Here is a 21,454-nt window from a genome sequence, read left to right as displayed (position 1 = left end):
CCTCACATGAATACAAATGGATTCAAGTCGATCGCGACTTGTGTTTTTGATTTTTGACGACGGGCTAAGATATCACGGAGATGTGTCCGGACATCTTCCTGCCCTTTATGTTTAATTAAGACCTGTTGTCGGTACATATTCTTCAGTCGAGCAAGTGGCGCATCGAACGGTCCATTGACGACTAAATCCTCCGATTCGAAAGCCCGCAGCTCAGAAGCAATCTGTTGCGCTTCTGCTTGTGCTTCGAGTGGATGTGTCGCTGAGACCGTGATCAAGCCAAGGAACCAGAATGGAGGGTGTCCCCCGAGTTTGCGCAACTGCATCTCCCGCTTATAGAACGTTTCGTAATCATGCTGTTTCGCCGTCTGAATGACGTAGTGCTCAGGATTATAGGTCTGGATGATCGACTGTCCGGCGAGTTGCCCCCGCCCGGCACGCCCCGACACTTGCGTGATCAACTGGAACGTTCGCTCACTTGCCCGAAAATCCGGAATACCGAGCGTCGCATCAGCAGCGAGCACCCCTACGAGCGTGACATTTGGAAAGTCGAGACCTTTTGCAATCATCTGTGTTCCGAGAAGAATGTTCCCTTCCTTACGCTCGAAGGCATCGAGTAACTTCTCGTGTGCGCCTTTACGAGACGTCGTATCTTGATCCATCCGAATAATCCGTGCTTCCGGAATCAAATGCGCCAACTCTTCCTCGATCTTTTGCGTCCCCGTTCCGAACTGACGAATCTTCGTCGATTCACAGGACGGACAAGTTTTCGGCATCGCCGCCTCGAATCCACAATAGTGGCACTTCAAGCGATCTTCATGTTGATGATACGTTAAATTGACGGCACAATGCGGACATTGAAGCGTCTCCCCGCAATCCCGACATAAGACGAATGTCGTGTACCCTCGACGGTTCAAAAGTAATACCGTCTGTTCCCCACGCTCGATTCGTTCTTTGATGCCTTCGACGAGCGCGAGGCTGAACGGAGTACGATTGCCCCGTTCAAGTTCCTTACGCATATCAACGATGTCGACCGGAGGCAGTTCCCCACCGAATCGTTCGCGAAGCGGTAAGTAACGATAGACCCCTTTTTGTGCCCGCGCATACGTCTCAAGTAATGGAGTTGCACTTCCGAGCACGACGGGACAACGATGATAGGCCGCTCGCCATTTTGCAACATCACGCGTATGATAGCGCGGATTCTCTTCTTGTTTATAGGTTGTTTCATGTTCTTCATCGAGAATGATGATTCCGATATTCGTCAGCGGCGCAAACACGGCGGACCGTGCACCGACGACGACATCGACCTCGCCTTGAGCGATTTTGCGCCACTCATCATACTTTTCTCCGAGCGATAGACCGCTATGCAGGACAGCGACCCGTTCTCCGAAACGACGTTTGAACCGTTTGACCATCATCGGTGTCAGACTGATTTCTGGAACGAGCAAGATCGCTTGTCTACCGCGTTCGAGTTGTGCATGAATCGATTCAAGATAGACTTCCGTCTTACCGCTTCCTGTTACGCCATGTAACAAAAACGTTCCGGTCTCAGCTTCAGCCGTAATCGCCGAGACAGCTTCCTGTTGCTTTTCCGTCAAAGAGGACGGCACAAAGATGTCTTGGACGAGATGTTCGTAAGGATTTCGCCGTACATCAATCGTCTCGACTTCAATGATGCTTTTTTTCTCGAGGGCGTTCAACGTCGCGCTCGTTGCGCCCGTCGCCTGCTTGATTTCACTCCAAAGCGCATTCGGAAATTCTTGGATATACGCATACAGTGCCGCTTGTTGACTCGCTTGTTTCGTAAAAGTTGCCTGTTCCTCTAGGAGACGAATACGTTTATCCGTCTTTGACGTCTTTTTCTCGCGAATGACCGGTTGAAGCGTCACGTCAGCTTGTTTCGCCGCTGTTAAGATGATTTGTTGGACTTCCGTTGGTAATTGACTCATTTTCTTACCATGATATGCCCGAAGTGGGCCCGACTCGACTATGACCAGTTTATCATAACTCACCTTCAACGCAGCCGGCAGCATCGCAAGCAGTGCCGTCGCCTGAAAACACAATGTCGTTTCTGATAGATAAGCCGACAGCTCGAGTAATTCTTGCGTATAGGTCGGCGTCTCATCTAAGACACGAACGATCGATTTGACGTTCGTCAAATCAGAGGTTGCTTTCGTTCCGACGACGATCCCAAGCAACGCACGTGGACCGAACGGAACCTCTACGCGCATTCCGGGAACAATCAGCTCCTGCCAGAGTTCCGGCACGGCATAATCAAAAGGACGATCGACGGTGGCCGCTGCGACATCGACGATGACTTCAGCTATCATGCCAATGCCTCCGCAAATTGGCGCATGAGCGATTTGGCGAGCGTCGATTTCAATTGTTGATCGTATCGCGTGACGGAATCATTCTTCCCAAAAACGACGACCTCATTTTCGTCGCTGACAAATCCGATGTCAGAACGAGAGACATCATTCGCGACGATGAAATCCGCCTTCTTTCGGACGAGTTTCTGTTTCGCGAACGTCTCGACGTCCGTCGTCTCCGCTGCAAATCCAACTAATACCTGATGTTCTTTCTGCTCACCGAGCGTCTTCAGAATATCCGTCGTCTCCTCGAGTTCAATCCGCAATGGTCCGTGAATTTTCTTCTGCTTCTGATCGTACTGGACAGACGGTCGATAGTCAGCTACGGCAGCGGACATGATGACGATGTCTTGCGTCTCATAGTCACGTAACATGGCTTCGAGCATCTCTTCTCCCGACTCGACGGCAATCGTTTCGACGCCAGCCGGTAGTCCGATCCGAAGTGGCCCGTGTACGAGCGTGACATCTGCTCCTGCGTCTCTTGCTGCTTCCGCAAGTGCAATGCCTGTCTTTCCTGAAGAGTCATTCGTCAAATAACGGACCGGATCAATCCGTTCAACGGTCGGGCCTGCACTGATCAAGACTTTTCGCCCGGCTAGATACTTATCTTCAAAGAAGGTTGAGAGTGTTGCGACTAAGTCTTCCGGTTCGGGTAAACGACCTTTCCCGACCCAACCACATGCGAGATTTCCGACTCCCGGTGCAATCACCTGGACACCGTCCTGCTTGAGTTGTTCGATATTGCGAACTGTCGCCGGATGTTCGAGCATGTTGACATTCATCGCCGGTGCGACGATGACGGGACACGTTGCTGCAAGGATCGTCGTCGTAATGAAGTCATCTGCGATCCCGTGCGCGAGTTTTGCAATCAAGTTCGCGGTTGCTGGTGCGACGACGATTAAATCCGCTTCGTCCGCTAAATCGATATGGGCGATTTTTGACGGATCATGCTCGATGAAGACATTGTCATAGACCGCTTTTCGCGTCAGTGCCTCAAACGTCGTCTTACCGACGAATTGTTGCGCATTACGCGTCATCGCGACTTGAACGTGTGCGCCTGCTTGAACGAGTTTGGAAGCGAGTGCTGCTGATTTATAGGAAGCGATTCCACCGCCGACACACAGTAGGATGTTTCGGTTGGTTAACATGTAGGTATCCTCCTTATTGAAAAAAACAGCCACGATGACAAGTGGCTGCTTCAAAATTAGTCTTGCGGTTGGTTCGTGACGGTTACTTCTTCGAAATAAAGCTCTTCTAAAGCTTTCCCGACCGGTTTATGCGATTTTGGGTTCATGACTTTCACGCGTTTCCCGTCTTGGATTTGACGCGCACGCTTAGCGGCAACTGTAACGATCGTATATTTCGATGGTACTTTCTTTTGAAGCTTATCAACTGATGGATATAACATATCACTTAACCTCCATGGCTTTTTTATATAGGGACGCGACACGTTCCCGACTGCAATGTTCCGCTGTGACGATTGCTTGAATACGATCACAGGCTTTATGAATTTCGTCGTTCGTCACGACATAGTCATACGCATCCATCATCTCGATCTCTTCTTTAGCGACGAGCAGACGTTGCTTAATGACTTCCTCCGATTCCGTTCCACGCCCTACGAGGCGGTTCCGCAATTCTTGGAGGCTTGGAGGTGCAAGGAATAAGAAGACAGCTTCAGGAAAATGTTCTTTGACCTGCATGGCCCCTTGAACTTCGATTTCGAGAATGACGTCTTTTCCTTCATCTAGGATCTGGTTCACCCATTCAACTGGTGTTCCATAATAGTTTCCTACGAATTCAGCATATTCCAAGAGTTGATTGTTCGCAATCATCTCTTCGAATTCTTCACGCGATTTAAAGAAGTAATGAACACCATCTACTTCTCCTTCGCGCGGTTGGCGCGTCGTACAGGATACCGAGTAATGCAGATCATTATCCTGATCTTCGCGCAAGGCACGACAGACCGTTCCCTTTCCGACACCACTTGGACCAGATAATACGAGTAATAAGCCACGCTCTTTGAAAATCACTTCAAAACCCCTCCATCTCACAAACTTCACATTGTTTCATATTAGCAGTAGAGACGGGAAGTTCGCAAGTCATCTTTTTTTAGCTCGACTGCTTTATCATACCATAACGATGCCATTTCTGTTACCTTTAGAAAGTGAGAACGAAATCAAGAAAGAAGGTAATCGTATGGCTTTTGACGGATTGATGACGACACGTGTCGTCGAAGAACTCCAACCACTCGTCGGAGGACGGATCAATAAGGTATACCAGCCTTATACATTGGATTTAGTATTCCAGGTCCGGGCTGAGCGAAAAAACGTATTGTTGCTCGCCTCTGCGAATGCCATGTATGCACGGATGCACATTACGTCGGAAGCGGTCAGCAACCCGAGTGAACCCCCACTCTTCTGTATGATGCTCCGCAAACATGTCGAAGGTGGGTTCATCGAATCAATTGAACAACTCGAACGTGACCGAATCATCGTCTTACGCGTCCGGTCTCGGAACGAACTCGGTGATGAGGAAGCGAAAAAAATCTATGTCGAGTTGATGGGACGTCACTCGAACATCATTTTGACCGATGGACAAGATAAGATCCTCGATGCGATCAAACACTTGCCACTCAGTCAAAATACCTTCCGGACGATCATGCCAGGGGTGACATACCAGCTTCCGCCGGCACAGGATAAAGTGGATCCGCTCACGGGAGATATCGAAAAGACACTCCACCGGATTGACTGGAACGCTGGTAAACTAGATCGACAGTTACTTGGTCTCTTCAGTGGTCTGTCTCCACAAATTGCAAAGGAAGTCGTCACACGGGCAGGTCTTGCCAACCGGACGAATCTTGCATCTGCCTTTCAAGATGTCCTGAAGGAACTCGATGGTCCTTATGTCTTACAACGGATGGAAGGTGGTAAGGAACGCTTCGCACCGGTCCGGCTAACGGAAGGATCCATCATCGACGAGAAGACGTTCGAGACGAGTGGTCAAGTCCTCGACGCCTTCTTCCATCAAAAAGCAAACCGCGATCGCGTCAAACAACAAGCAGCCGATCTCGAACGGTTCATCAAGAGCGAGTACGATAAGAATATCTTAAAGCGCTCAAAACTCGAAAAAGATTTAGAAGCGACGTTACGGATGGATGAATGGAAACATAAAGGGGAACTGCTGACGACCTATCTTTATCAGCTCGAACGCGGGATGAAGGAAGCGACCGTCGTGGATTACTATGATCCAGATGGTGCTGAGATCACGATCACGCTTGATCCTCGTTTCTCGCCGAATGAGAACGCGCAACGTTATTACAAACGGTATAACAAATTAAAAACCGCCAAAGTCGAAGTCGCGCGTCAGCTCGAGAAGAACCAAGCTGAGATTGCGTACTTCGAAGGCTTACTTGCGCAACTCGATGTCGCATCCCCGGAAGACATCCGGGAAATGCGCGAGGAACTCGTCGAAGAAGGTTATCTGCGCGAACGACAAAAGAAGAAAAAGAAACCGCAGCTCCCACAACTCGAAGCATACCGTTCTTCGACTGGTCTTCCATTCTTCGTCGGAAAGAACAATAAACAAAATGATTACGCGACGTTCAAGTTCGGACGCAGGTCCGATACGTGGTTACACACGAAGGATATCCCGGGATCACACGTCATCATTCAAAGTGATGCACCGGACGAGACGACGTTGAAGGAAGCAGCGATCGTCGCGGCTTATTTCTCGAAAGCACGTGAGTCGAGCCAAGTTCCGGTCGACTTCACGGAACTACGTTATGTCAAAAAACCGAGTGGTGCAAAGCCCGGATTCGTCATCTACACGGATCAAACGACTCTTTACGTCACACCTGATCCAGATGTCGTCCAATCCTTACGTCAATGATGCTACACAAAAAAGCGCTGTTTTTCCTAAATGTCACTTAGGAGAAACAGCGCTTTTTCATCTTCACTTCATTTTTTCTAACTGTTCCCGGTAATCGAGTAAATGCCCATGGATGATATCCTTCGCCTCGCTTAATTCTTGATCGAATGAGAACATCGCCTGTTTTCGTTCGTGAGAGAAGATGACATCGTAATGATGGCTGAGTAAGAAATCAATTTCCTGACCGAGCGTCTTTTCCTGTTCTTCTGTCATCGGGATATCCCGATGACTGGCAATGCTTTCAAGCAAGACGAGCAACTTGTCTTCAAGATCGACAAGCTCCTTCAGTCGAATGAACGCTTCACTTTGACCGCTCGCCACTAATGGATATTTTTGATCCTCTTGAAGCATCAACATCATTTCCTCATGTTTGAGGATTTGTTTACGGACGGCAAGCAAGCGTCCATCATCTTGCACAAGGCTTCGCCAATCTTCCATCAACTGTTGCGTCGTTTTTTTGACGAGTAAGAGTAAACGATCCTCATAGTGTGGCGGGAAGACGATGTAATTGACGAGGACGGCAGATAATACCCCAACGACAGTCAACAACGACCGTGATAAGGCATAGTGGACGTAGTCAGCGGTCGGGCTCTCGAACATCAAGACGATCGCAAAAGCAGCGAACGTCGACATATCCGTTCGTCCAATCATCGAATTGAGGACGAGCGAGACGACGACAGCGAGTCCGATCGTCAGTGGATTGGCACCAAGTGTCGCAACGATCGCGAGTCCACACATCAGTCCGAGTACCGTTCCGAAAATTCGATTGAAGACGATTTTAAATGAACGATGGATCGTCGGTTGCATCGCAACGATGGCTGCGACAGCCCCCATTCCTGAATAAATACCGAATACATACCAAGAGATGCTGAGTGCAAGAGCTACCGCGATACCGGTCTTGATCGTTCGAAGTCCAATCCGAAACTTTAATTTCACTCGAGCGTCACCTGCCCGACTTCACTATTGACTGTCACTTCCGGTTTTTCTTGTTTCGACAGTTCATAAATCGTCTCATCCTTATTCTTTTGTTTCGTATATCGGTCAGAGGCTTTAATATCGCCTCCCGTATCAATCGTGATCGTACCGGCTGCTTTATTTGGTTTTAGCTTCGTCGCGCCGTCAATCGTTGTGACGTCAAGACTCAACTTCGCCATATAGTCTGCCAGCGAGACACTCTCGCCTGTCACCTGCGCATGGACGGCGTCCATTTCCTTGACGGAAATCGCACGTGTAGCATTCAGTGTAATCTCATCACCTTTTACTTTATCGAGACTCATCGCTTCTCCGTCCATCTCGATCGTTTTTGCGTAGATGCCCATTCCTTTAAGTGTTCCAGCATCGACATCGACACGGTTCATATAACTTGGTAGTCCCACTTGAATCGTATAGTCTGCCGTTTTTTCGCTCGGACGATTGCCAAGTCGAGACAGCCAACCATCTCGTCCCGTCACCGTCACCGTATTCGTCGACGTACTGATTTTCAGTCGTTTTCCACTCGATGCACTATCGACGAGCTTGATTTGGACATTTCCATCTGTGCTTCGAACGAATTGTACCATTGCGTGCGGCGCCTCGATGGCGAGAGATTTATAGCGATTCGTCGTTTTGAATGTTTCGCCACGCGATAACAATTCCGTTGAGACGAGCAATGTGATCGAATAGATGACGACAAGTCCGAGAATGACACCACCGTATAAATAGAGCGGTCGCTTCACTGGTCCTTTTTCTCCAATCCGGTTCAACCGTGCATCCATCTTTTGTTTTTGTTTATTTTTTAAGCGTGTGAACGACGATTGTTTTCGTTTCCGCACACTCCTACTGTTATGCTCTTCCATGTCAGCCCCTCCATCTCATGTCTACCATTATTCCGAATATCTGAATCGGCTGTCAACAGCCCCCTTCTTATCATAGAAGAAGTTCACCGTTTCGCCATCGGGCGGAAGAAGGAAGCGTCATCGGATGAACCACTGACATTCCAGAAGAATAATCGACAAAAAGGAGAGGAACATTGACGTTTCCTCTCCTTTGCTTAAGAACGGATTATAATTCGAGTGACTCGCCGATCGCGAGCGGATGACCAGTTTGACCTTGCGCTTCAATCTTTTCACAGAATGCGTTCGCATCTTGTTTGATTAAATCAAATGTATCGTAGTGGATTGGTACGACGGCTTTCGCTTGCAACATATCTGCAGCGATCAACGCATCATCCGGACCCATCGTGAAGTTATCACCGATCGGTAAGAAGGCTAAATCGATTTCGTGATGGGCGCCATAAAGGGCTAAATCCCCGAACAGTGCCGTATCGCCTGCATGATAGATTTCCTTTCCTTCGATCGTCAGCAAGAATCCAGCCGGCATCCCCATGTACGTAATCGTCTGTTTTTCCTCATCGATGATACTTGATGAATGGAATGCCTGTGTCATCTTCACTTTACCAAACGGGAATTCAAACTGTCCGCCGAGATTCATCGGATGAACGTTGAGGCCTTTGAAACTCAGATACGTCGCCAGTTCATGAGTAGCAATGATTGTAGCTCCCGTGGCTTTTGCGATACGTTCCGCATCAAGCATATGATCGGCATGGGCATGGGTTAACAAAATAAAATCTGCCTTGACGTCATCTGGATTCGTCGTCGCTTTTTCGTTACCGCTAAAGAATGGATCGATGACGAGATGATGCCCGTTCGTCTCGATTGTTACTGTCGATTGTCCGTGATAAGTCAATTTCATGAGTGTCACTGCCTCTCGTTTAGGATTCGGATAATTGATTCCCTTCCCCCCACGCGCATAAACCTTTCATGGCCGGTTGCAGTGTAAATGCCGCTTCTGTCAATTTGTATTCGACGTGTAAGACGGCTTCATCATACTCAATCCGCTCGATCATTCCGAGACGTTCGAGTTCTTTTAATTGATCCGTCAAGACTTTCCGAGAAATCCCGGGAATGGCACGTTGTAACTCTAAAAAACGTTTCGGACCGTTCTCTAACGTGCAATATAATTGTGGACGCCATTTTCCGCCGATGATGGCGAGCGCCCGATTGACCGGAAATTGTTCTGTCGACATGTTGTTCTCTCCTCCACAGTAGTTACTTCAAAGTGCGTACTATGCAATCGAGTGTAGCGTAAGTTAGAGTATGCGTAAATCATTTTGCAAAAGGAGTGTTAAGCATGACGTATCCACGTAATTTTTCGCACATCGGTCTTTCTGTACCGAATCTCGACGAAGCCGTCCGTTTTTATCAAGAGGTGATGGGCTGGTATATCATCATGGAACCATCTGATGTCCTTGAAGATGATTCTGCCATCGGTGTCATGTGTACGGATGTTTTTGGTGCAGGGTGGAACAAGTTCCGGATTGCTCACATGGCGACGGGTGACCGCATCGGCATCGAGTTGTTCGAGTTCCCGAACAATGAACAACCCGAAAATAACTTCGAATTCTGGAAAACAGGCATCTTCCATTATGCGATTCAAGATCCAGACGTCGAAGGACTCGTCGAAAAAATCGTTGCCCATGGTGGCAAACAACGGATGCCAATCCGCGAATACTATCCGGGAGACAAGCCGTATCGAATGGTCTACTGTGAGGACCCATTCGGTAACCTCGTCGAAATCTACTCTCACTCGTATGAACTCACCTATTCGGAAGGAGCGTATTAAACATGAAAGCATGGTTAAATCACTCAGGTACAGCCATTGATCAATGGACATTCGAAGAGGTCGAGACACCGACGCCAGGAGAAGGTCAAGCCTTGATTCGTGTCAAAACCGTCGCGCTGAATCCCGTCGACTATAAGGCGACCAACAATCCAGCTTGGACGTTCCCGCATATTCCGGGCGTCGATCTAGCTGGTGTCGTCGAACAAATCGGTCCCGGCGCAGAAGTGAAAATCGGCGATCGTGTAGCGATTCATACGAACCTGCAACGCGATGGCGCTTTTGCTGAATATGCACTCGTCGATACACGTGCCCTCGCCCTGATTCCGGAAGACGTCTCATTCGCTGAAGCCGCTGCGATTCTTTGCGCAGGAATGACTGCCTATGAAGCCATCGTTCAGAAGATGAACACGACAGGGAAAGAAACGATCCTTATCCATGCTGGTGCAGGTGGTGTTGGTGGCATCGGCATTCAACTCGCGAAACGCCTGGGTCTTAAGGTCGCGACGACTGCTTCGACGGAAAATCATGAGTGGGTCAAGCGACTCGGTGCCGATCTTGCCATCGACTACAAAAAAGAAAATGTCACGGATGTCATTCGCGATTGGACGAACGGTCGCGGTGCTGACTTGATTTTCAATACGGTCGGTCGAGATGAAGCAACAGCGGATCTCGGACGTCTTGCCTTCTCGGGGCAACTCGCCTTCATCGCCGGTGGTCCCGATCAGTCGGTCGTCAAGCCGTTCACGCTCTCCCCTTCGATCCATGAAGTGGCACTCGCGGCTGCTTATGCCAGCGAAGATGACTGTGCGATCCGAAACCTCGGTCATATGGCAAGCGAGTTATTAAAACTCGTCGCAGCGAAAGAACTCGATCCACTCGTTACAGAAGAGATTCCAGCAGCTGACATCGTCAAAGGATTACAACGTTTATCTGAACGCCACGTCCGTGGTAAAATCATCGCTACATTCAATTGATTTCTCAGTTTGACATGAAACAGCCGATCGTCCTTAGATAACAGGATGATCGGCTGTTGTTGTGCATATCAATGTCTAGACATCGAAACAAGAAACTCGATACTTACCGGTAGCGGTCTTGTTTCTTGATATGTAAGGATCGTCCGACTAACTCGAAACCGACATGCTGATAGATCTTATTCGCTGTTTGATTCGACCAATCAGTGTAGAGCGTCACGACCGGATAAGACTGCAGTAGATGTTCAGATAGTTTGGCGACAAGATAAGAGGCATACCCATTTCCACGCAGTTCTTTCGGCGTATAGACGTACGAAATCGTAATCCCAGTTTGCGTCGGACGCGTCGCTGCTGCCATCGCGACAAGCGTATCTCCACGAAACAGTCCGAACAAGCTTCCTTGGTGGATGTGTCGCGTCATCGACTGATGGAGTTGCGTAAGCTGTCGCTCAGAAGGTCGCGTTTCAACTTCATATAAAAATCCGGACGCAAACGCTAAGGCTTGTTGTCTTTCATCGTCCGAAATCGGTCGAAAGACGACATTTTTCGGAACCTGCGGCATCTCGACCTTCGTCAATGCATACATCCCCTGTTCCATATGTACCTCATACATGGAATGTGGGAGTAACAGCGGCGCTAAGATAGCCTGTTCTCCGACGAATCCTGGACTATCCAGAATTCGCGCAAGCTTTCGGATTCCTTCTTGCGAGAACACATCCCCTGCGACGATGGCTTGCTCCGGTATCGTTTGCAATATGACGAGACGATGATCGCCTTCTTGTGCCGTTGCCATCAAGAGCGGTTCATCCCCACGTTCTAATATGCCAAGAATCAACTGATGAGTATCCGGACGTTCAAGCAAAAACGGGAGGACGACCTTTTTGAACTGTTCATAATCACGATAATGCGTCACCATAGTCGACGACCTCCTTTATTTTTCTAGTGTACCAAAACATTCACTAGAAATCGTAGGTCGTCCGACGGAATCTATCGATTTTAGACGTTCGCTGTAAAACGTTCGCTCCAAGCGACTGGATCTTTCGACCAATCCGCTAACTGTTTTTGCTCTTCTATAGTAATATCGCCTTGTTGTTGTGCGGTTTCGAGTAACGCTTCGAACGTCAGTAATGCATCCGCTTCAATCTTTGCGTCGCGGAGATTATTTGACAAGCGCTCCATTCCGTACGAGAAGATCGCTTGAATGCGAATGACATCTGCTCCCTTCGCTTGCAGAGCTTCCGCCGCTTCGATCGCAGACATCCCTGTCGATAATAAGTCTTCGATGACGACGACACGTTGTCCAGGTTGAATGACACCTTCGATTTGATTCCCTTTACCGTGTTTCTTATTCCCACTACGTACGTAGACCATCGGTAATCCTAACCGTTCTGCGACGAATGCTGCGTGTGGAATACCTGCCGTAGCGGTTCCAGCAATCACATCGACTGCAAGTCCCTTCACTTTCTCAGCGAGTGCATCGGCAATCAAGGAACGAACTGCCGGGTACGAGAGCGTCAAACGATTATCACAATAGATCGGTGAACGAAGTCCACTCGCCCATGTGTATGGATCGTTTGGCGATAAGGTGACGGCTTCAATACGGAGTAACGCACTAGCGATTGGATTTACCATGAGAATTGCCCCTTCCATTGTTCAAGTAACATGTGATAGACCTGTTCTGGATGTTCAGCACGCGTAATCGGACGACCGATGACTAAATCCGACGCTCCATTTTGACGAGCATCAAGAACGGTCGCGACCCGCTTTTGATCATCCGCTTGACTGTTCGTCGGACGAATGCCGGGTGTGACGAACCGAAAATCTGCTCGACAGGCTGGAACTAATTCTGGAAGATCGAGTGCTGAACAGACGATACCATCTAGTCCCGCTGCTTCTGCGAGTTGCGCATACGCACGAACGACAGTCGGCATCGCTCCTTCAATCTTTAAATTGCGTAACATCGCTTCATCCGTCGATGTCAACTGAGTCACGCCAATCAGTTGTGTCTCGGCGTTCGTCTCACGCAGTCCTTCTCGCGCCGCGATCATCATCTCTTTTCCACCAGCAACATGGACGTTCGTCAGTTCGACGCCTAGCTGTCCGATGGCCCGCATCGTCCGGCGTGCCGTTTCTGGAATGTCGTGGACTTTGACATCGAGGAACACCGCGTGTCCACGCTCGACGAGTTTACGGACGAACGTTCCGCCTGCTGCATAAAATAATTCCATCCCGATTTTAACGGCTGGTCGTGTCGCTTCAAACCGTTCGAGAAACGAAAAGACTTCTGCTTCGGTCGGAAAATCAAGCGCGATGTAAAGTTGATTCATATGCTTTCCCCCTGATGTCTAAAATATGATCGATGCCAAGTTCGTTCATCCGTTCTGGTAACTGCTGAATCAATTCTTGACAGATGTATGGATTGACGAAGTTTGCGGTACCAATGGCAACAGCCGAAGCCCCGGCGTAAATCATTTCGAGGACATCATCGACCTCCATCACGCCACCCATGCCGATGATCGGGATCGAGACGACTTGCGCGACATCATGAATCATCCGAATCGCGACCGGTTTGATCGACGGACCTGATAATCCACCAATACGGTTCGCAAGGATCGGCTGTCCCGTCCGGATATCGATTCGCATCCCAACGAGTGTGTTGATCATCGTCAGACCATCTGCACCAGCTGCTTCGACGGCACGCGCCATCTCGACGATCGAAGTGACGTTTGGTGATAGTTTGACGTAGACCGGTTTAGTCGAGACTCGTTTGACACGTCGGGTCAACTCAGCGGCAAGCAACGGATCCGTTCCGAATTGAATCCCTCCCGATTTGACGTTCGGACAGGAAATATTTAATTCCAGTGCATGAACGCCAGGATGCTGACTCATTTTCTCCGCGACGAGCTCATATTCTTCCGGTGTCGAACCCGCGACATTGGCAATGATCGCCGTATCGAACGTCTCGAGAAAAGGCAATTTATTCGCTAGGATGCCATCGACACCCGGGTTTTGGAGACCGATTGCATTCAACATCCCCATCCCACTCTCTGCGACTCGCGGCGTCGGGTTTCCGTAACGTTCTTCCCCCGTCGCTGCTTTAATCATGATCGCCCCAAGCTCTGATAAATCATACAACTTCGCATATTCCTCACCGAATCCAAAACATCCGGATGCTGGCATGATCGGATTTTTTAAAGAGAGACCCGGCAACTCGACACGCAATCGTTCCGTCATAATACGACCTCCTCTGCCCGAAAGACTGGACCATCGGAACACGTCTTGACGTATCCGCACGTCGGTGTTTGACAGACACAGGCAAAGCATGCTCCGATACCGCACCCCATTCGGTTTTCGATCGACAGATACTTATGTTCGATCGGTTGTTGCTGTAACGTTCGCAACATCGGTTCCGGTCCGCAGGCGAGTAGAACGTCGTAGTTTTCTGGACGTAAGGCTGCCGTGACGACTCCTGTCGTGCCATGCGTTCCATCGACGGTCGTGACCGTCGTCTTACCGAGTGCTTGGAATTCCGCTTCGTAAAAAACACTTGTTGCCGTATCAAATCCTAGAATCGCTTCACATGTCACGCCCCGGGCGACAAGTTGGCGCATCGTCTCATACAGCGGCGGGACACCGATTCCCCCACCAACGAGGACGACGCGTTGAGTTGGATGGATAGCAGCAATTGGAAACCCGTTTCCAAGCGGTCCGAGGGCATCGATCGTATCATCCGGACGCAAAGAGGCCAGTTCTGCTGTTCCTTGTCCGATTTCTTTAAAGAGAAACGTGATCAAATCATGGTCGACCCGGGCAATCGAGATCGGTCGGCGTAAGAGTGGCCCGACGCGAAGATGCATGAATCGCCCTGGCGCGATGACCTGAGGTTGCTCGAGGCGACAGACGAGTTCTGTCGCACCTTGAGCTACCGTTCGTCGAGAGACGACCGTCAAGAGTTGCTTCATTGGATCACCACTTTCTTTTCATGTGTGAAGGCTTGGATTGCACTGGCTTCAAACGAGCGACTTTCGATGACACGTAGAATTGCTTCCGCCGTATCGAGTGATGTCAGACAGACGACTTGATTCTCGGCTGCTGCCCGGCGAATGATGAAGCCATCTTTCGTGACTTGCGAGTCCCGACTCATCGTATTGATGACGTATTCGATCTCCCCTTTTTCAATCACGTCGAGCATCGATTCGGAAGACGAGTCGATTTTGCCGACCGTCTGGACCGGTAATCCTTGCTCCGTCAAGTACGCTGCCGTTCCTTCCGTTGCAAGTAACGTGAATCCAAGTGAGGCAAAGCGTCGTGCGAGATCCGTCATTTCTGCTTTATCTGGATCTGCGACTGTCAAGAGGACACGACCGTGCTCTGGAATCGCCATCCCTGATGCGAGCAACCCTTTATAGAGCGCTTTTTCGAGCGTCCGGTCCGTTCCGATGACTTCACCGGTTGATTTCATCTCCGGTCCGAGTGTCGGATCAACTTCTTTAAGCTTCGCAAATGAGAAGACCGGTACTTTGACTGAGACGAGTGGTTCTTCCGGTAGGACACCACTTGTTAATCCATATGAAGCGAGTGTCTCACCGAGAATGATGTCCGTTGCGAGCCGTGCGACCGGAAGTCCCGTCACTTTCGAGATGAATGGCACCGTCCGGCTGGCACGCGGATTAACTTCAAGGACATAGAGGGCGCCGTCCGCGTAGACGAACTGGATGTTGAGTAAGCCTTTGATGCCGAATGCTTTCGCAATCCGTGTCGTGTAGTCGACAATCCGGTCCTTGATGTCTTGGGAGACACGTTGTGGCGGATAGACACCAATCGAGTCACCCGAGTGAACACCGGCACGTTCGATGTGCTCCATGATGCCTGGAATGACGACATCCGTTCCGTCGCAGATCGCGTCGACCTCGAGTTCGATTCCTGTCAGGTAGCGGTCTACGAGGACTGGTCGTTCCGGTGAGGCGATGACCGCGTGTTTCATGTAATGTTCCAGTTCTTCTTGAGCATAAACGATTTCCATTGCCCGACCGCCGAGGACATACGATGGACGAACGAGGACCGGGTAACCGAGTGACGCTGCTGCCGTGACCGCTTCTTCAACCGTCACGGCCGTTTTACCTGGTGGCTGTGGAATGTCGAGCGCCGTCAATGCTGCTTCGAACTGTTTCCGGTCCTCAGCCCGGTCGAGATCCTCAAGCGATGTCCCGAGGATTTTTACACCTTCTGCTGCTAATGACTCGGCTAAGTTGATCGCCGTCTGTCCACCGAACTGGACGATGACACCGAGCGGACGTTCATTTCGGATGACTTCCAGTACATCCTCCGTCGTCAGTGGTTCAAAGTAAAGCCGATCGGAGATCGAGAAGTCGGTCGACACCGTTTCTGGATTGTTGTTGACGATGATTGCTTCGTAGCCAGCTTGACGAATCGCCTGAATCGAATGGACTGTCGCATAATCGAACTCGACGCCTTGACCAATCCGGATCGGACCTGATCCTAGGACGAGAATCGAAGAACGGTTCGTCGCGATGGCTTCATTTTCACGTTCGTATGTTCCGTAGTAGTACGGTGTATCGGACGCGAACTCTGCCGCACACGTATCGACCATCTTATAGACCGGATGAATCGCTTGTGCTTCACGCATCCGGCGAATCTCCGTTTCCGTTTGTCCGGTGATTCGGGCGAGCATCGGGTCACTGAATCCATACCGCTTCACATGCAGGAGTAGTTCAGGTGTCAAACCAGCTGCGACCGATTGCTCGAGCTGCCAAATATGGTGCAACTTCTCTAGGAACAGGCGATCAATCGCCGTCCAGTCATGAATCTGTTCGACGCTGTAACCGCGGACGAAGCCCGCGTACAAGGCGAAGAGTCGATCGTCGGTCGCTTGGCGAATCGCTTGTTGTAAGGCATCGTCTGCCATTTCGATGAAGCGTGGCATATACAGATCCGCTGTACCGATCTCGAGTGAACGAACGGCTTTTAGTAAGGCCTCTTCCATCGTCCGTCCCATTGCCATGACCTCACCAGTTGCTTTCATTTGTGTGCCGAGTGTCCGGTCTGCCGTTTCGAATTTATCGAACGGCCAGCGCGGAATCTTGGCGACGACATAATCGAGTGCCGGTTCGAAGGAAGCAAAACTTGTCTCGGTGATCGGGTTCTTTAATTCGGATAAGGCATACCCGACGGCAATTTTCGCAGCCAGTTTTGCGATTGGATAACCCGTCGCTTTTGACGCGAGTGCGGACGAGCGTGAGACACGTGGATTGACTTCGATGACATAGTAGTCGAAGCTCGTCGGATCCAGTGCGAACTGGATGTTACATCCACCCTCAATCCCGAGTGCACGAATGATATCGAGCGAGACGTTTCGTAGCAATTGATAATCGCGATCCGATAGCGTTTGTGTCGGAGCGAAGACGATCGAGTCTCCAGTATGAACACCGACGGGATCGAAGTTTTCCATCGCACAGACGATGATCGCCTGATTCGTCGCATCGCGCATGACTTCGAACTCGACTTCCTTCATCCCGGCAATTGATTTTTCTAGAAGTACTTGTGTTGCCGGACTTGCCTTGAGTCCCCCTTCGACGATTCGCGTGAACTCTTCTGGTGTGTTGGCGATTCCACCGCCCGTTCCTCCAAGCGTATACGCTGGACGGATGATGATCGGTAAACCGATCTGTTGCCGGAATTGTTGTGCCTCTTCAAGCGTATGCACGATTTCACTGTCCGGCACACCATGCCCGCGTTTAAACATCAGTTGACGGAACAAATCACGATCTTCTGCCTCTTCGATTGCTGACAATTTCGTACCGAGTAACTCGACACCATACTCAGCAAGGACACCGAGACGATCCAGTTCGACAGCCAAGTTCAGACCCGTTTGACCTCCGAGTGTCGCAAGCAAGGCATCCGGACGTTCCTTGCGGATGATCCGTGAGACGAACTCTGCTTGGAGGGGCTCGATGTAGACACGATCAGCGACCGTTGGATCCGTCATGATCGTTGCTGGGTTGGAGTTGACGAGGATGACTTCATATCCTTCTTCCTTCAAGGCTTGACACGCTTGTGTTCCAGCGTAGTCGAATTCAGCTGCTTGTCCGATCACGATAGGACCGGACCCGATAACGAGAATTTTCTGGATATCTTGACGTTTAGGCATGAGAGACCTCCTGTTGTTTCGTGATTTCTTCTAAAAACTGTTGGAATAGACCGTTCGCATCCATCGGACCAGGTGATGCTTCCGGATGATACTGGACGGAGAAGACCGCTGCTGTCGTATGACGGATGCCTTCGACCGTTCCGTCGTTGATCGCAAGATGCGTCACTTCAAGCACGGTATCGCGTAATGACTGTTCGTCGACGGCATACCCGTGGTTTTGCGACGTGATATCGACGCGACCTGTCCGGATATCTTGGACTGGATGATTCGCCCCTCGGTGACCGAATGGGAGCTTGAATGTATCCGCTCCGTGCGCTAGTGCAATCAACTGATGACCGAGACAGATGCCGAAGATGACGACTTTTCCCGTCAATTCTTGAATCATCGGAATCGCCGTTGGGACGTCCTTTGGATTCCCTGGTCCGTTCGATAGCATTACACCGTCCGGACGATAGCGTAAGACTTCCGTTGCACTGACGTCGTAGGGCACGACGACGACTTCACAGCCGCGTTTGACGAGTTCGCGGACGATTCCGAGCTTCGCACCGAAATCGACGAGAACGATCCGCGGTCCAGCACCTGGAATGATGTACGCTCGTTCCGTTGAGGCCCGCTTGACTTGATCCGTCTCGATAGGTGCGTTTTGAAGATGAACCAGTTCTGCTGCTAAATCGAACTCACCGTCAACGAGTCGTCCACGCATGACACCTTTCGAACGGATGTGCCGTGTCAATTGACGCGTATCGATTCCACTTAATCCTGGAATATCAAGATCTTGAAGTGCCGCATCGAGTGACATCTCACTCCGGAAATTCGACGGCGTCTGACAATGTTCACGGACGATCAGTGCTTTAGCGAGCGGACGCGTCGTCTCATAATCTTCTCGGTTAATCCCGTAGTTTCCAATCAACGGGTTCGTCAACACGATCATCTGATCGCAGTAAGATGGATCCGATAACATTTCTTGATACCCTGTCATTCCGGTCTGGAAGACGACCTCTCCTGTTGTTGTCGTATCTGAGCCAAACGCCGTTCCTTCAAACGTCATCCCATCTTCTAGTATCAGTGTCCGTTTACGCATGTGCTGTGTCCTCCTTGAATACGATTTCTCCCTTGACGAGCGTCATGACCGGGAATCCTTTTAACCGTTCTCCTGCGAACGGTGTGTTCTTGCCTTTTGAGCGGAATCGTTCCGGTGATACAGTACGCTCCGTTTCTAGATCAAGCAAAACCAGATCTGCTTCAGCCCCCACTTCGAGTTTCCCGTAAGGAAGTTCAAAGATGGCTGCTGCCTTATCCGTCAAATTCCGAATCAGTGTCTCTAGTGTCATCTCTCCTTCAGAGACGAGTTTCGTATAGAGCAATGGGAAGGCCGTCTCGAACCCTGTGATGCCAAACGGGGCGCGTTCGATACCGAGTGCCTTCTCTTCTGCCGCATGAGGAGCGTGATCGGTCGCGATGCAATCAATCGTTCCGTCCGCTAGCCCCTCGAGCAGTGCTTGGCGATCTGCTTCACTTCGCAAGGGAGGATTCATCTTAAAGTTCGGATCCTGATTCGGTATGTCTTCATCGATCAATACCAGATGGTGCGGTGTGACTTCTGCCGTCACCCGGATCCCTGCTCGTTTCGCGTCACGGATGACACGGACCGATTCCTTCGTCGAGACATGACAGACGTGATAATGACAGCCGGTCTCTTCTGCAATCAGGACATCACGTGCGATGTGGATGCTCTCAGCAAGCGACGGAATACCTTGTAGTCCTTCTCGTCGACTGTAGTTCCCCTCGTGCACACATCCTGCTTTTAGCGAATCATCTTCACAGTGGGCAACGATCGTTTTCCCGAGGCGTGCCGCTTGTTGCATCGCTGTCCGCATGACTGCTGCCGTCTGGACGCCGACACCGTCATCCGTGAACGCGACGGCATCTGTTAATTGGTCGAACGCGACGAGTTCTTGTCCGAGTTGATTTTTTGAAATCGCCGCGTAAGGCAAAACCCGGACGGACGCCGTCTCTTCAATCTTTTGGAACAACGCATCGAGTGTTTGACGATCGTCTGGTACGGGGCGCGTGTTCGGCATCGGACAAATCGTCGTGAATCCACCCGCTGCCGCCGCTGCCGTGCCGGTCGCAATCGTCTCCTTATGTTCGCCACCCGGTTCCCGCAGGTGGACATGGATGTCGACGAATCCTGGTGCGACGAATAAGCCGGACGCATCAATGACCGTTTCACTCGCTTGCGGTGTTGCTGCTAAATCCGTGATTTTCCCGGCATCGATTCGAATATCCCCCGTCCGGACTTGTCCCGCCTCGTACCATCTCGCATTCTCAATTCGTGTTGTCATCTGCATCGTCTCCTTTGATTGATTTCGTTGAAAAGCACCATTCCAGAATCGCCATGCGTGCAAAGACACCGTTTTTCATCTGTTCAAAGATCCGCGATCGCGGATGTTCGACCAGTTCGTCGGCAATCTCGACTCCCCGATTGACCGGTGCCGGATGAAGCACGATCGCGGAATTCTTCAGACGGTTCATCCGCTCATATGTCAATCCGTGCGTTGTGTGGTACACTGTTGGATCAAATCGCGTCGACCCGTCATGCCGTTCGTGCTGGACACGCAGTAACATCAAGATGTCGCACTGCTCGACTGCTTCATCCATCGGAAGATACGGTATGCCCATCGCAGGGTCGTACCACTCAACAGGTCCTGATCCATAGACGATGGCACCGAGTCGTTTTAAAATGTCAGCGTTCGATCGGGCGACGCGACTATGTTGTAAGTCCCCACAGATGACGACGACTTTTCCTTCGACCGTTCCGTACGTCTCGACCATCGTCATCAAATCGAGTAAGGACTGGGACGGATGTTGACCGCTTCCATCTCCCGCATTGATGATCGGAATATCGAGTGTCTGCATCAATTCTTCGTAATATCCGGTCGCTCCGTGGCGAATGACTAGACCGTCGGCGCCGATTGCTTCGAGTGTCTTACATGTATCGCGTAACGTTTCTCCTTTTTGCACGGAGGAAGTCGCCGTTTCGAACGGCAGTAGATGCATGTTCAGACGATGTTCTGCCATCTCAAAGGAAGAACGTGTCCGGGTCGAGTTTTCAAAGAACAGATTGACGAGTGTCTTATCGGAAAAATCTGGTGCTGGCTCGCCTCGTTTAAAAGCGAGACTGCGTTCAATCAAAGAATTGATTTCTGTCATGGATAAGCTTTCTAAATTGACGAAATGCCGGTTTTTTAGGATCGTCTTCATGTCATTCACTCCTCTTCAGGTCATGAAAAAGGCGCACCTTCTAAGTGAAGGTGCGCCGAAAGAAGGCAGAGTGATTCCCTGCTTCTTTTCATGGCCCT

Annotated in this window: 20 protein-coding genes; 3 read left to right on the top strand and 17 right to left on the bottom strand. The window is 50.3% G+C overall.

The annotated features are described in order from the left end of the window. Positions 1–2: 2 nt before the first annotated feature. From priA to gmk, 4 genes are read right to left on the bottom strand one after another with little or no spacing between them, the layout of a single operon-like run. Complete coding sequence (gene priA, locus KNQ06_RS04315) at positions 3–2,327, bottom strand: primosomal protein N' (RefSeq protein WP_064299632.1); 2,325 nt, start codon at positions 2,325–2,327, stop codon at positions 3–5. Then, positions 2,324–3,514, bottom strand: coding sequence for a bifunctional phosphopantothenoylcysteine decarboxylase/phosphopantothenate--cysteine ligase CoaBC (coaBC, locus tag KNQ06_RS04310; RefSeq protein WP_133207524.1), 1,191 nt, complete (start codon positions 3,512–3,514; stop codon positions 2,324–2,326). Before coaBC ends, priA begins: the two co-directional genes overlap by 4 nt. A 56-nt stretch (positions 3,515–3,570) precedes the next feature. Next, positions 3,571–3,774, bottom strand: coding sequence for a DNA-directed RNA polymerase subunit omega (gene rpoZ, locus KNQ06_RS04305; protein WP_149427612.1), 204 nt, complete (start codon positions 3,772–3,774; stop codon positions 3,571–3,573). A 1-nt stretch (position 3,775) separates the two neighbouring features. Beyond that, a complete protein-coding gene (gmk, locus tag KNQ06_RS04300; RefSeq protein ID WP_174316772.1) occupies positions 3,776–4,393 on the bottom strand; it encodes a guanylate kinase in 618 nt (205 codons plus the stop codon). A 169-nt stretch (positions 4,394–4,562) separates the two neighbouring features. On the opposite strand from gmk, the gene KNQ06_RS04295 reads away from it, so the two are divergent. Beyond that, positions 4,563–6,254, top strand: a complete 1,692-nt coding sequence (locus KNQ06_RS04295; RefSeq protein WP_215147409.1) for an Rqc2 family fibronectin-binding protein — start codon at positions 4,563–4,565, stop codon at positions 6,252–6,254. 63 nt (positions 6,255–6,317) lie between these two features. Here KNQ06_RS04295 and KNQ06_RS04290 read toward each other — a convergent pair whose 3' ends face one another. The 4 genes from KNQ06_RS04290 to KNQ06_RS04275 all read right to left on the bottom strand — a co-directional run bounded on the left by KNQ06_RS04290 (position 6,318) and on the right by KNQ06_RS04275 (position 9,357). Further along, a complete protein-coding gene (locus tag KNQ06_RS04290; protein ID WP_058704466.1) occupies positions 6,318–7,229 on the bottom strand; it encodes an FUSC family protein in 912 nt (303 codons plus the stop codon). Continuing rightward, complete coding sequence (locus tag KNQ06_RS04285) at positions 7,226–8,128, bottom strand: DUF4097 family beta strand repeat-containing protein (protein WP_215147407.1); 903 nt, start codon at positions 8,126–8,128, stop codon at positions 7,226–7,228. Before KNQ06_RS04285 ends, KNQ06_RS04290 begins: the two co-directional genes overlap by 4 nt. Positions 8,129–8,333: 205 nt before the next feature. Beyond that, positions 8,334–9,023 (bottom strand): metal-dependent hydrolase, encoded by a 690-nt coding sequence (locus KNQ06_RS04280; protein ID WP_023468776.1) that lies wholly within the window; start codon positions 9,021–9,023, stop codon positions 8,334–8,336. Between the two features lie 19 nt (positions 9,024–9,042). Further along, positions 9,043–9,357 (bottom strand): winged helix-turn-helix transcriptional regulator, encoded by a 315-nt coding sequence (locus tag KNQ06_RS04275; RefSeq protein WP_023468777.1) that lies wholly within the window; start codon positions 9,355–9,357, stop codon positions 9,043–9,045. A 104-nt stretch (positions 9,358–9,461) separates the two neighbouring features. On the opposite strand from KNQ06_RS04275, the gene KNQ06_RS04270 reads away from it, so the two are divergent. Both KNQ06_RS04270 and KNQ06_RS04265 read left to right on the top strand, forming a co-directional pair. Then, complete coding sequence (locus tag KNQ06_RS04270) at positions 9,462–9,953, top strand: lactoylglutathione lyase family protein (RefSeq protein WP_023468778.1); 492 nt, start codon at positions 9,462–9,464, stop codon at positions 9,951–9,953. Between the two features lie 2 nt (positions 9,954–9,955). Beyond that, complete coding sequence (locus KNQ06_RS04265) at positions 9,956–10,927, top strand: zinc-binding dehydrogenase (protein WP_215147405.1); 972 nt, start codon at positions 9,956–9,958, stop codon at positions 10,925–10,927. 103 nt (positions 10,928–11,030) lie between these two features. Here the strand turns inward: KNQ06_RS04265 and KNQ06_RS04260 are convergent, their stop codons facing one another. From KNQ06_RS04260 to KNQ06_RS04220, 9 genes are all read right to left on the bottom strand, one after another. Then, a complete protein-coding gene (locus tag KNQ06_RS04260) occupies positions 11,031–11,840 on the bottom strand; it encodes a GNAT family N-acetyltransferase (protein WP_214858041.1) in 810 nt (269 codons plus the stop codon). Between the two features lie 80 nt (positions 11,841–11,920). Further along, complete coding sequence (pyrE, locus tag KNQ06_RS04255; protein WP_483299329.1) at positions 11,921–12,562, bottom strand: orotate phosphoribosyltransferase; 642 nt, start codon at positions 12,560–12,562, stop codon at positions 11,921–11,923. Then, positions 12,550–13,251: an orotidine-5'-phosphate decarboxylase gene (gene pyrF / locus KNQ06_RS04250; RefSeq protein WP_215147401.1), complete on the bottom strand. Its 702-nt coding sequence runs from the start codon at positions 13,249–13,251 to the stop codon at positions 12,550–12,552. The genes pyrE and pyrF overlap by 13 nt, the downstream gene beginning before the upstream one ends. After that, positions 13,226–14,158 carry a dihydroorotate dehydrogenase gene (locus KNQ06_RS04245; RefSeq protein ID WP_215147399.1) on the bottom strand — a complete coding sequence of 311 codons (933 nt, stop codon included), beginning with the start codon at positions 14,156–14,158 and terminating at the stop codon, positions 13,226–13,228. Before KNQ06_RS04245 ends, pyrF begins: the two co-directional genes overlap by 26 nt. Further along, a complete protein-coding gene (locus tag KNQ06_RS04240) occupies positions 14,155–14,886 on the bottom strand; it encodes a dihydroorotate dehydrogenase electron transfer subunit (protein WP_215147396.1) in 732 nt (243 codons plus the stop codon). The genes KNQ06_RS04245 and KNQ06_RS04240 overlap by 4 nt, the downstream gene beginning before the upstream one ends. After that, a complete protein-coding gene (gene carB / locus KNQ06_RS04235) occupies positions 14,883–18,092 on the bottom strand; it encodes a carbamoyl-phosphate synthase large subunit (RefSeq protein ID WP_055968653.1) in 3,210 nt (1,069 codons plus the stop codon). The genes KNQ06_RS04240 and carB overlap by 4 nt, the downstream gene beginning before the upstream one ends. Continuing rightward, on the bottom strand, positions 18,085–19,173 hold the full coding sequence (locus KNQ06_RS04230) for a carbamoyl phosphate synthase small subunit (RefSeq protein ID WP_023468786.1): 1,089 nt from the start codon (positions 19,171–19,173) through the stop codon (positions 18,085–18,087). Before KNQ06_RS04230 ends, carB begins: the two co-directional genes overlap by 8 nt. After that, complete coding sequence (locus KNQ06_RS04225; protein ID WP_215147394.1) at positions 19,166–20,437, bottom strand: dihydroorotase; 1,272 nt, start codon at positions 20,435–20,437, stop codon at positions 19,166–19,168. Before KNQ06_RS04225 ends, KNQ06_RS04230 begins: the two co-directional genes overlap by 8 nt. Next, positions 20,421–21,356: an aspartate carbamoyltransferase catalytic subunit gene (locus KNQ06_RS04220; protein WP_215147392.1), complete on the bottom strand. Its 936-nt coding sequence runs from the start codon at positions 21,354–21,356 to the stop codon at positions 20,421–20,423. Before KNQ06_RS04220 ends, KNQ06_RS04225 begins: the two co-directional genes overlap by 17 nt. Between the last annotated feature and the right edge of the window lie 98 nt (positions 21,357–21,454).

This window comes from Exiguobacterium sp. s91 (assembly GCF_018618915.1).
GTDB lineage: Bacteria > Bacillota > Bacilli > Exiguobacteriales > Exiguobacteriaceae > Exiguobacterium_A > Exiguobacterium_A abrahamii.
This window is presented reverse-complemented; position numbering and strand designations above follow the sequence as displayed.

Excerpts from the sequence above, each read along its gene's own strand:
- priA (WP_064299632.1), bottom strand. The coding sequence starts at position 2,327 with ATGATAGCTGAAGTCATCGTCGATGTCGCAGCGGCCACCGTCGATCGT.
- coaBC (WP_133207524.1), bottom strand. The coding sequence starts at position 3,514 with ATGTTAACCAACCGAAACATCCTACTGTGTGTCGGCGGTGGAATCGCT.
- rpoZ (WP_149427612.1), bottom strand. The coding sequence starts at position 3,774 with ATGTTATATCCATCAGTTGATAAGCTTCAAAAGAAAGTACCATCGAAA.
- KNQ06_RS04295 (WP_215147409.1), top strand. The coding sequence starts at position 4,563 with ATGGCTTTTGACGGATTGATGACGACACGTGTCGTCGAAGAACTCCAA.
- KNQ06_RS04285 (WP_215147407.1), bottom strand. The coding sequence starts at position 8,128 with ATGGAAGAGCATAACAGTAGGAGTGTGCGGAAACGAAAACAATCGTCG.
- KNQ06_RS04280 (WP_023468776.1), bottom strand. The coding sequence starts at position 9,023 with ATGAAATTGACTTATCACGGACAATCGACAGTAACAATCGAGACGAAC.
- KNQ06_RS04275 (WP_023468777.1), bottom strand. The coding sequence starts at position 9,357 with ATGTCGACAGAACAATTTCCGGTCAATCGGGCGCTCGCCATCATCGGC.
- KNQ06_RS04270 (WP_023468778.1), top strand. The coding sequence starts at position 9,462 with ATGACGTATCCACGTAATTTTTCGCACATCGGTCTTTCTGTACCGAAT.
- KNQ06_RS04265 (WP_215147405.1), top strand. The coding sequence starts at position 9,956 with ATGAAAGCATGGTTAAATCACTCAGGTACAGCCATTGATCAATGGACA.
- KNQ06_RS04260 (WP_214858041.1), bottom strand. The coding sequence starts at position 11,840 with ATGGTGACGCATTATCGTGATTATGAACAGTTCAAAAAGGTCGTCCTC.
- pyrF (WP_215147401.1), bottom strand. The coding sequence starts at position 13,251 with ATGAATCAACTTTACATCGCGCTTGATTTTCCGACCGAAGCAGAAGTC.
- KNQ06_RS04245 (WP_215147399.1), bottom strand. The coding sequence starts at position 14,158 with ATGACGGAACGATTGCGTGTCGAGTTGCCGGGTCTCTCTTTAAAAAAT.
- KNQ06_RS04240 (WP_215147396.1), bottom strand. The coding sequence starts at position 14,886 with ATGAAGCAACTCTTGACGGTCGTCTCTCGACGAACGGTAGCTCAAGGT.
- carB (WP_055968653.1), bottom strand. The coding sequence starts at position 18,092 with ATGCCTAAACGTCAAGATATCCAGAAAATTCTCGTTATCGGGTCCGGT.
- KNQ06_RS04230 (WP_023468786.1), bottom strand. The coding sequence starts at position 19,173 with ATGCGTAAACGGACACTGATACTAGAAGATGGGATGACGTTTGAAGGA.
- KNQ06_RS04225 (WP_215147394.1), bottom strand. The coding sequence starts at position 20,437 with ATGACAACACGAATTGAGAATGCGAGATGGTACGAGGCGGGACAAGTC.
- KNQ06_RS04220 (WP_215147392.1), bottom strand. The coding sequence starts at position 21,356 with ATGAAGACGATCCTAAAAAACCGGCATTTCGTCAATTTAGAAAGCTTA.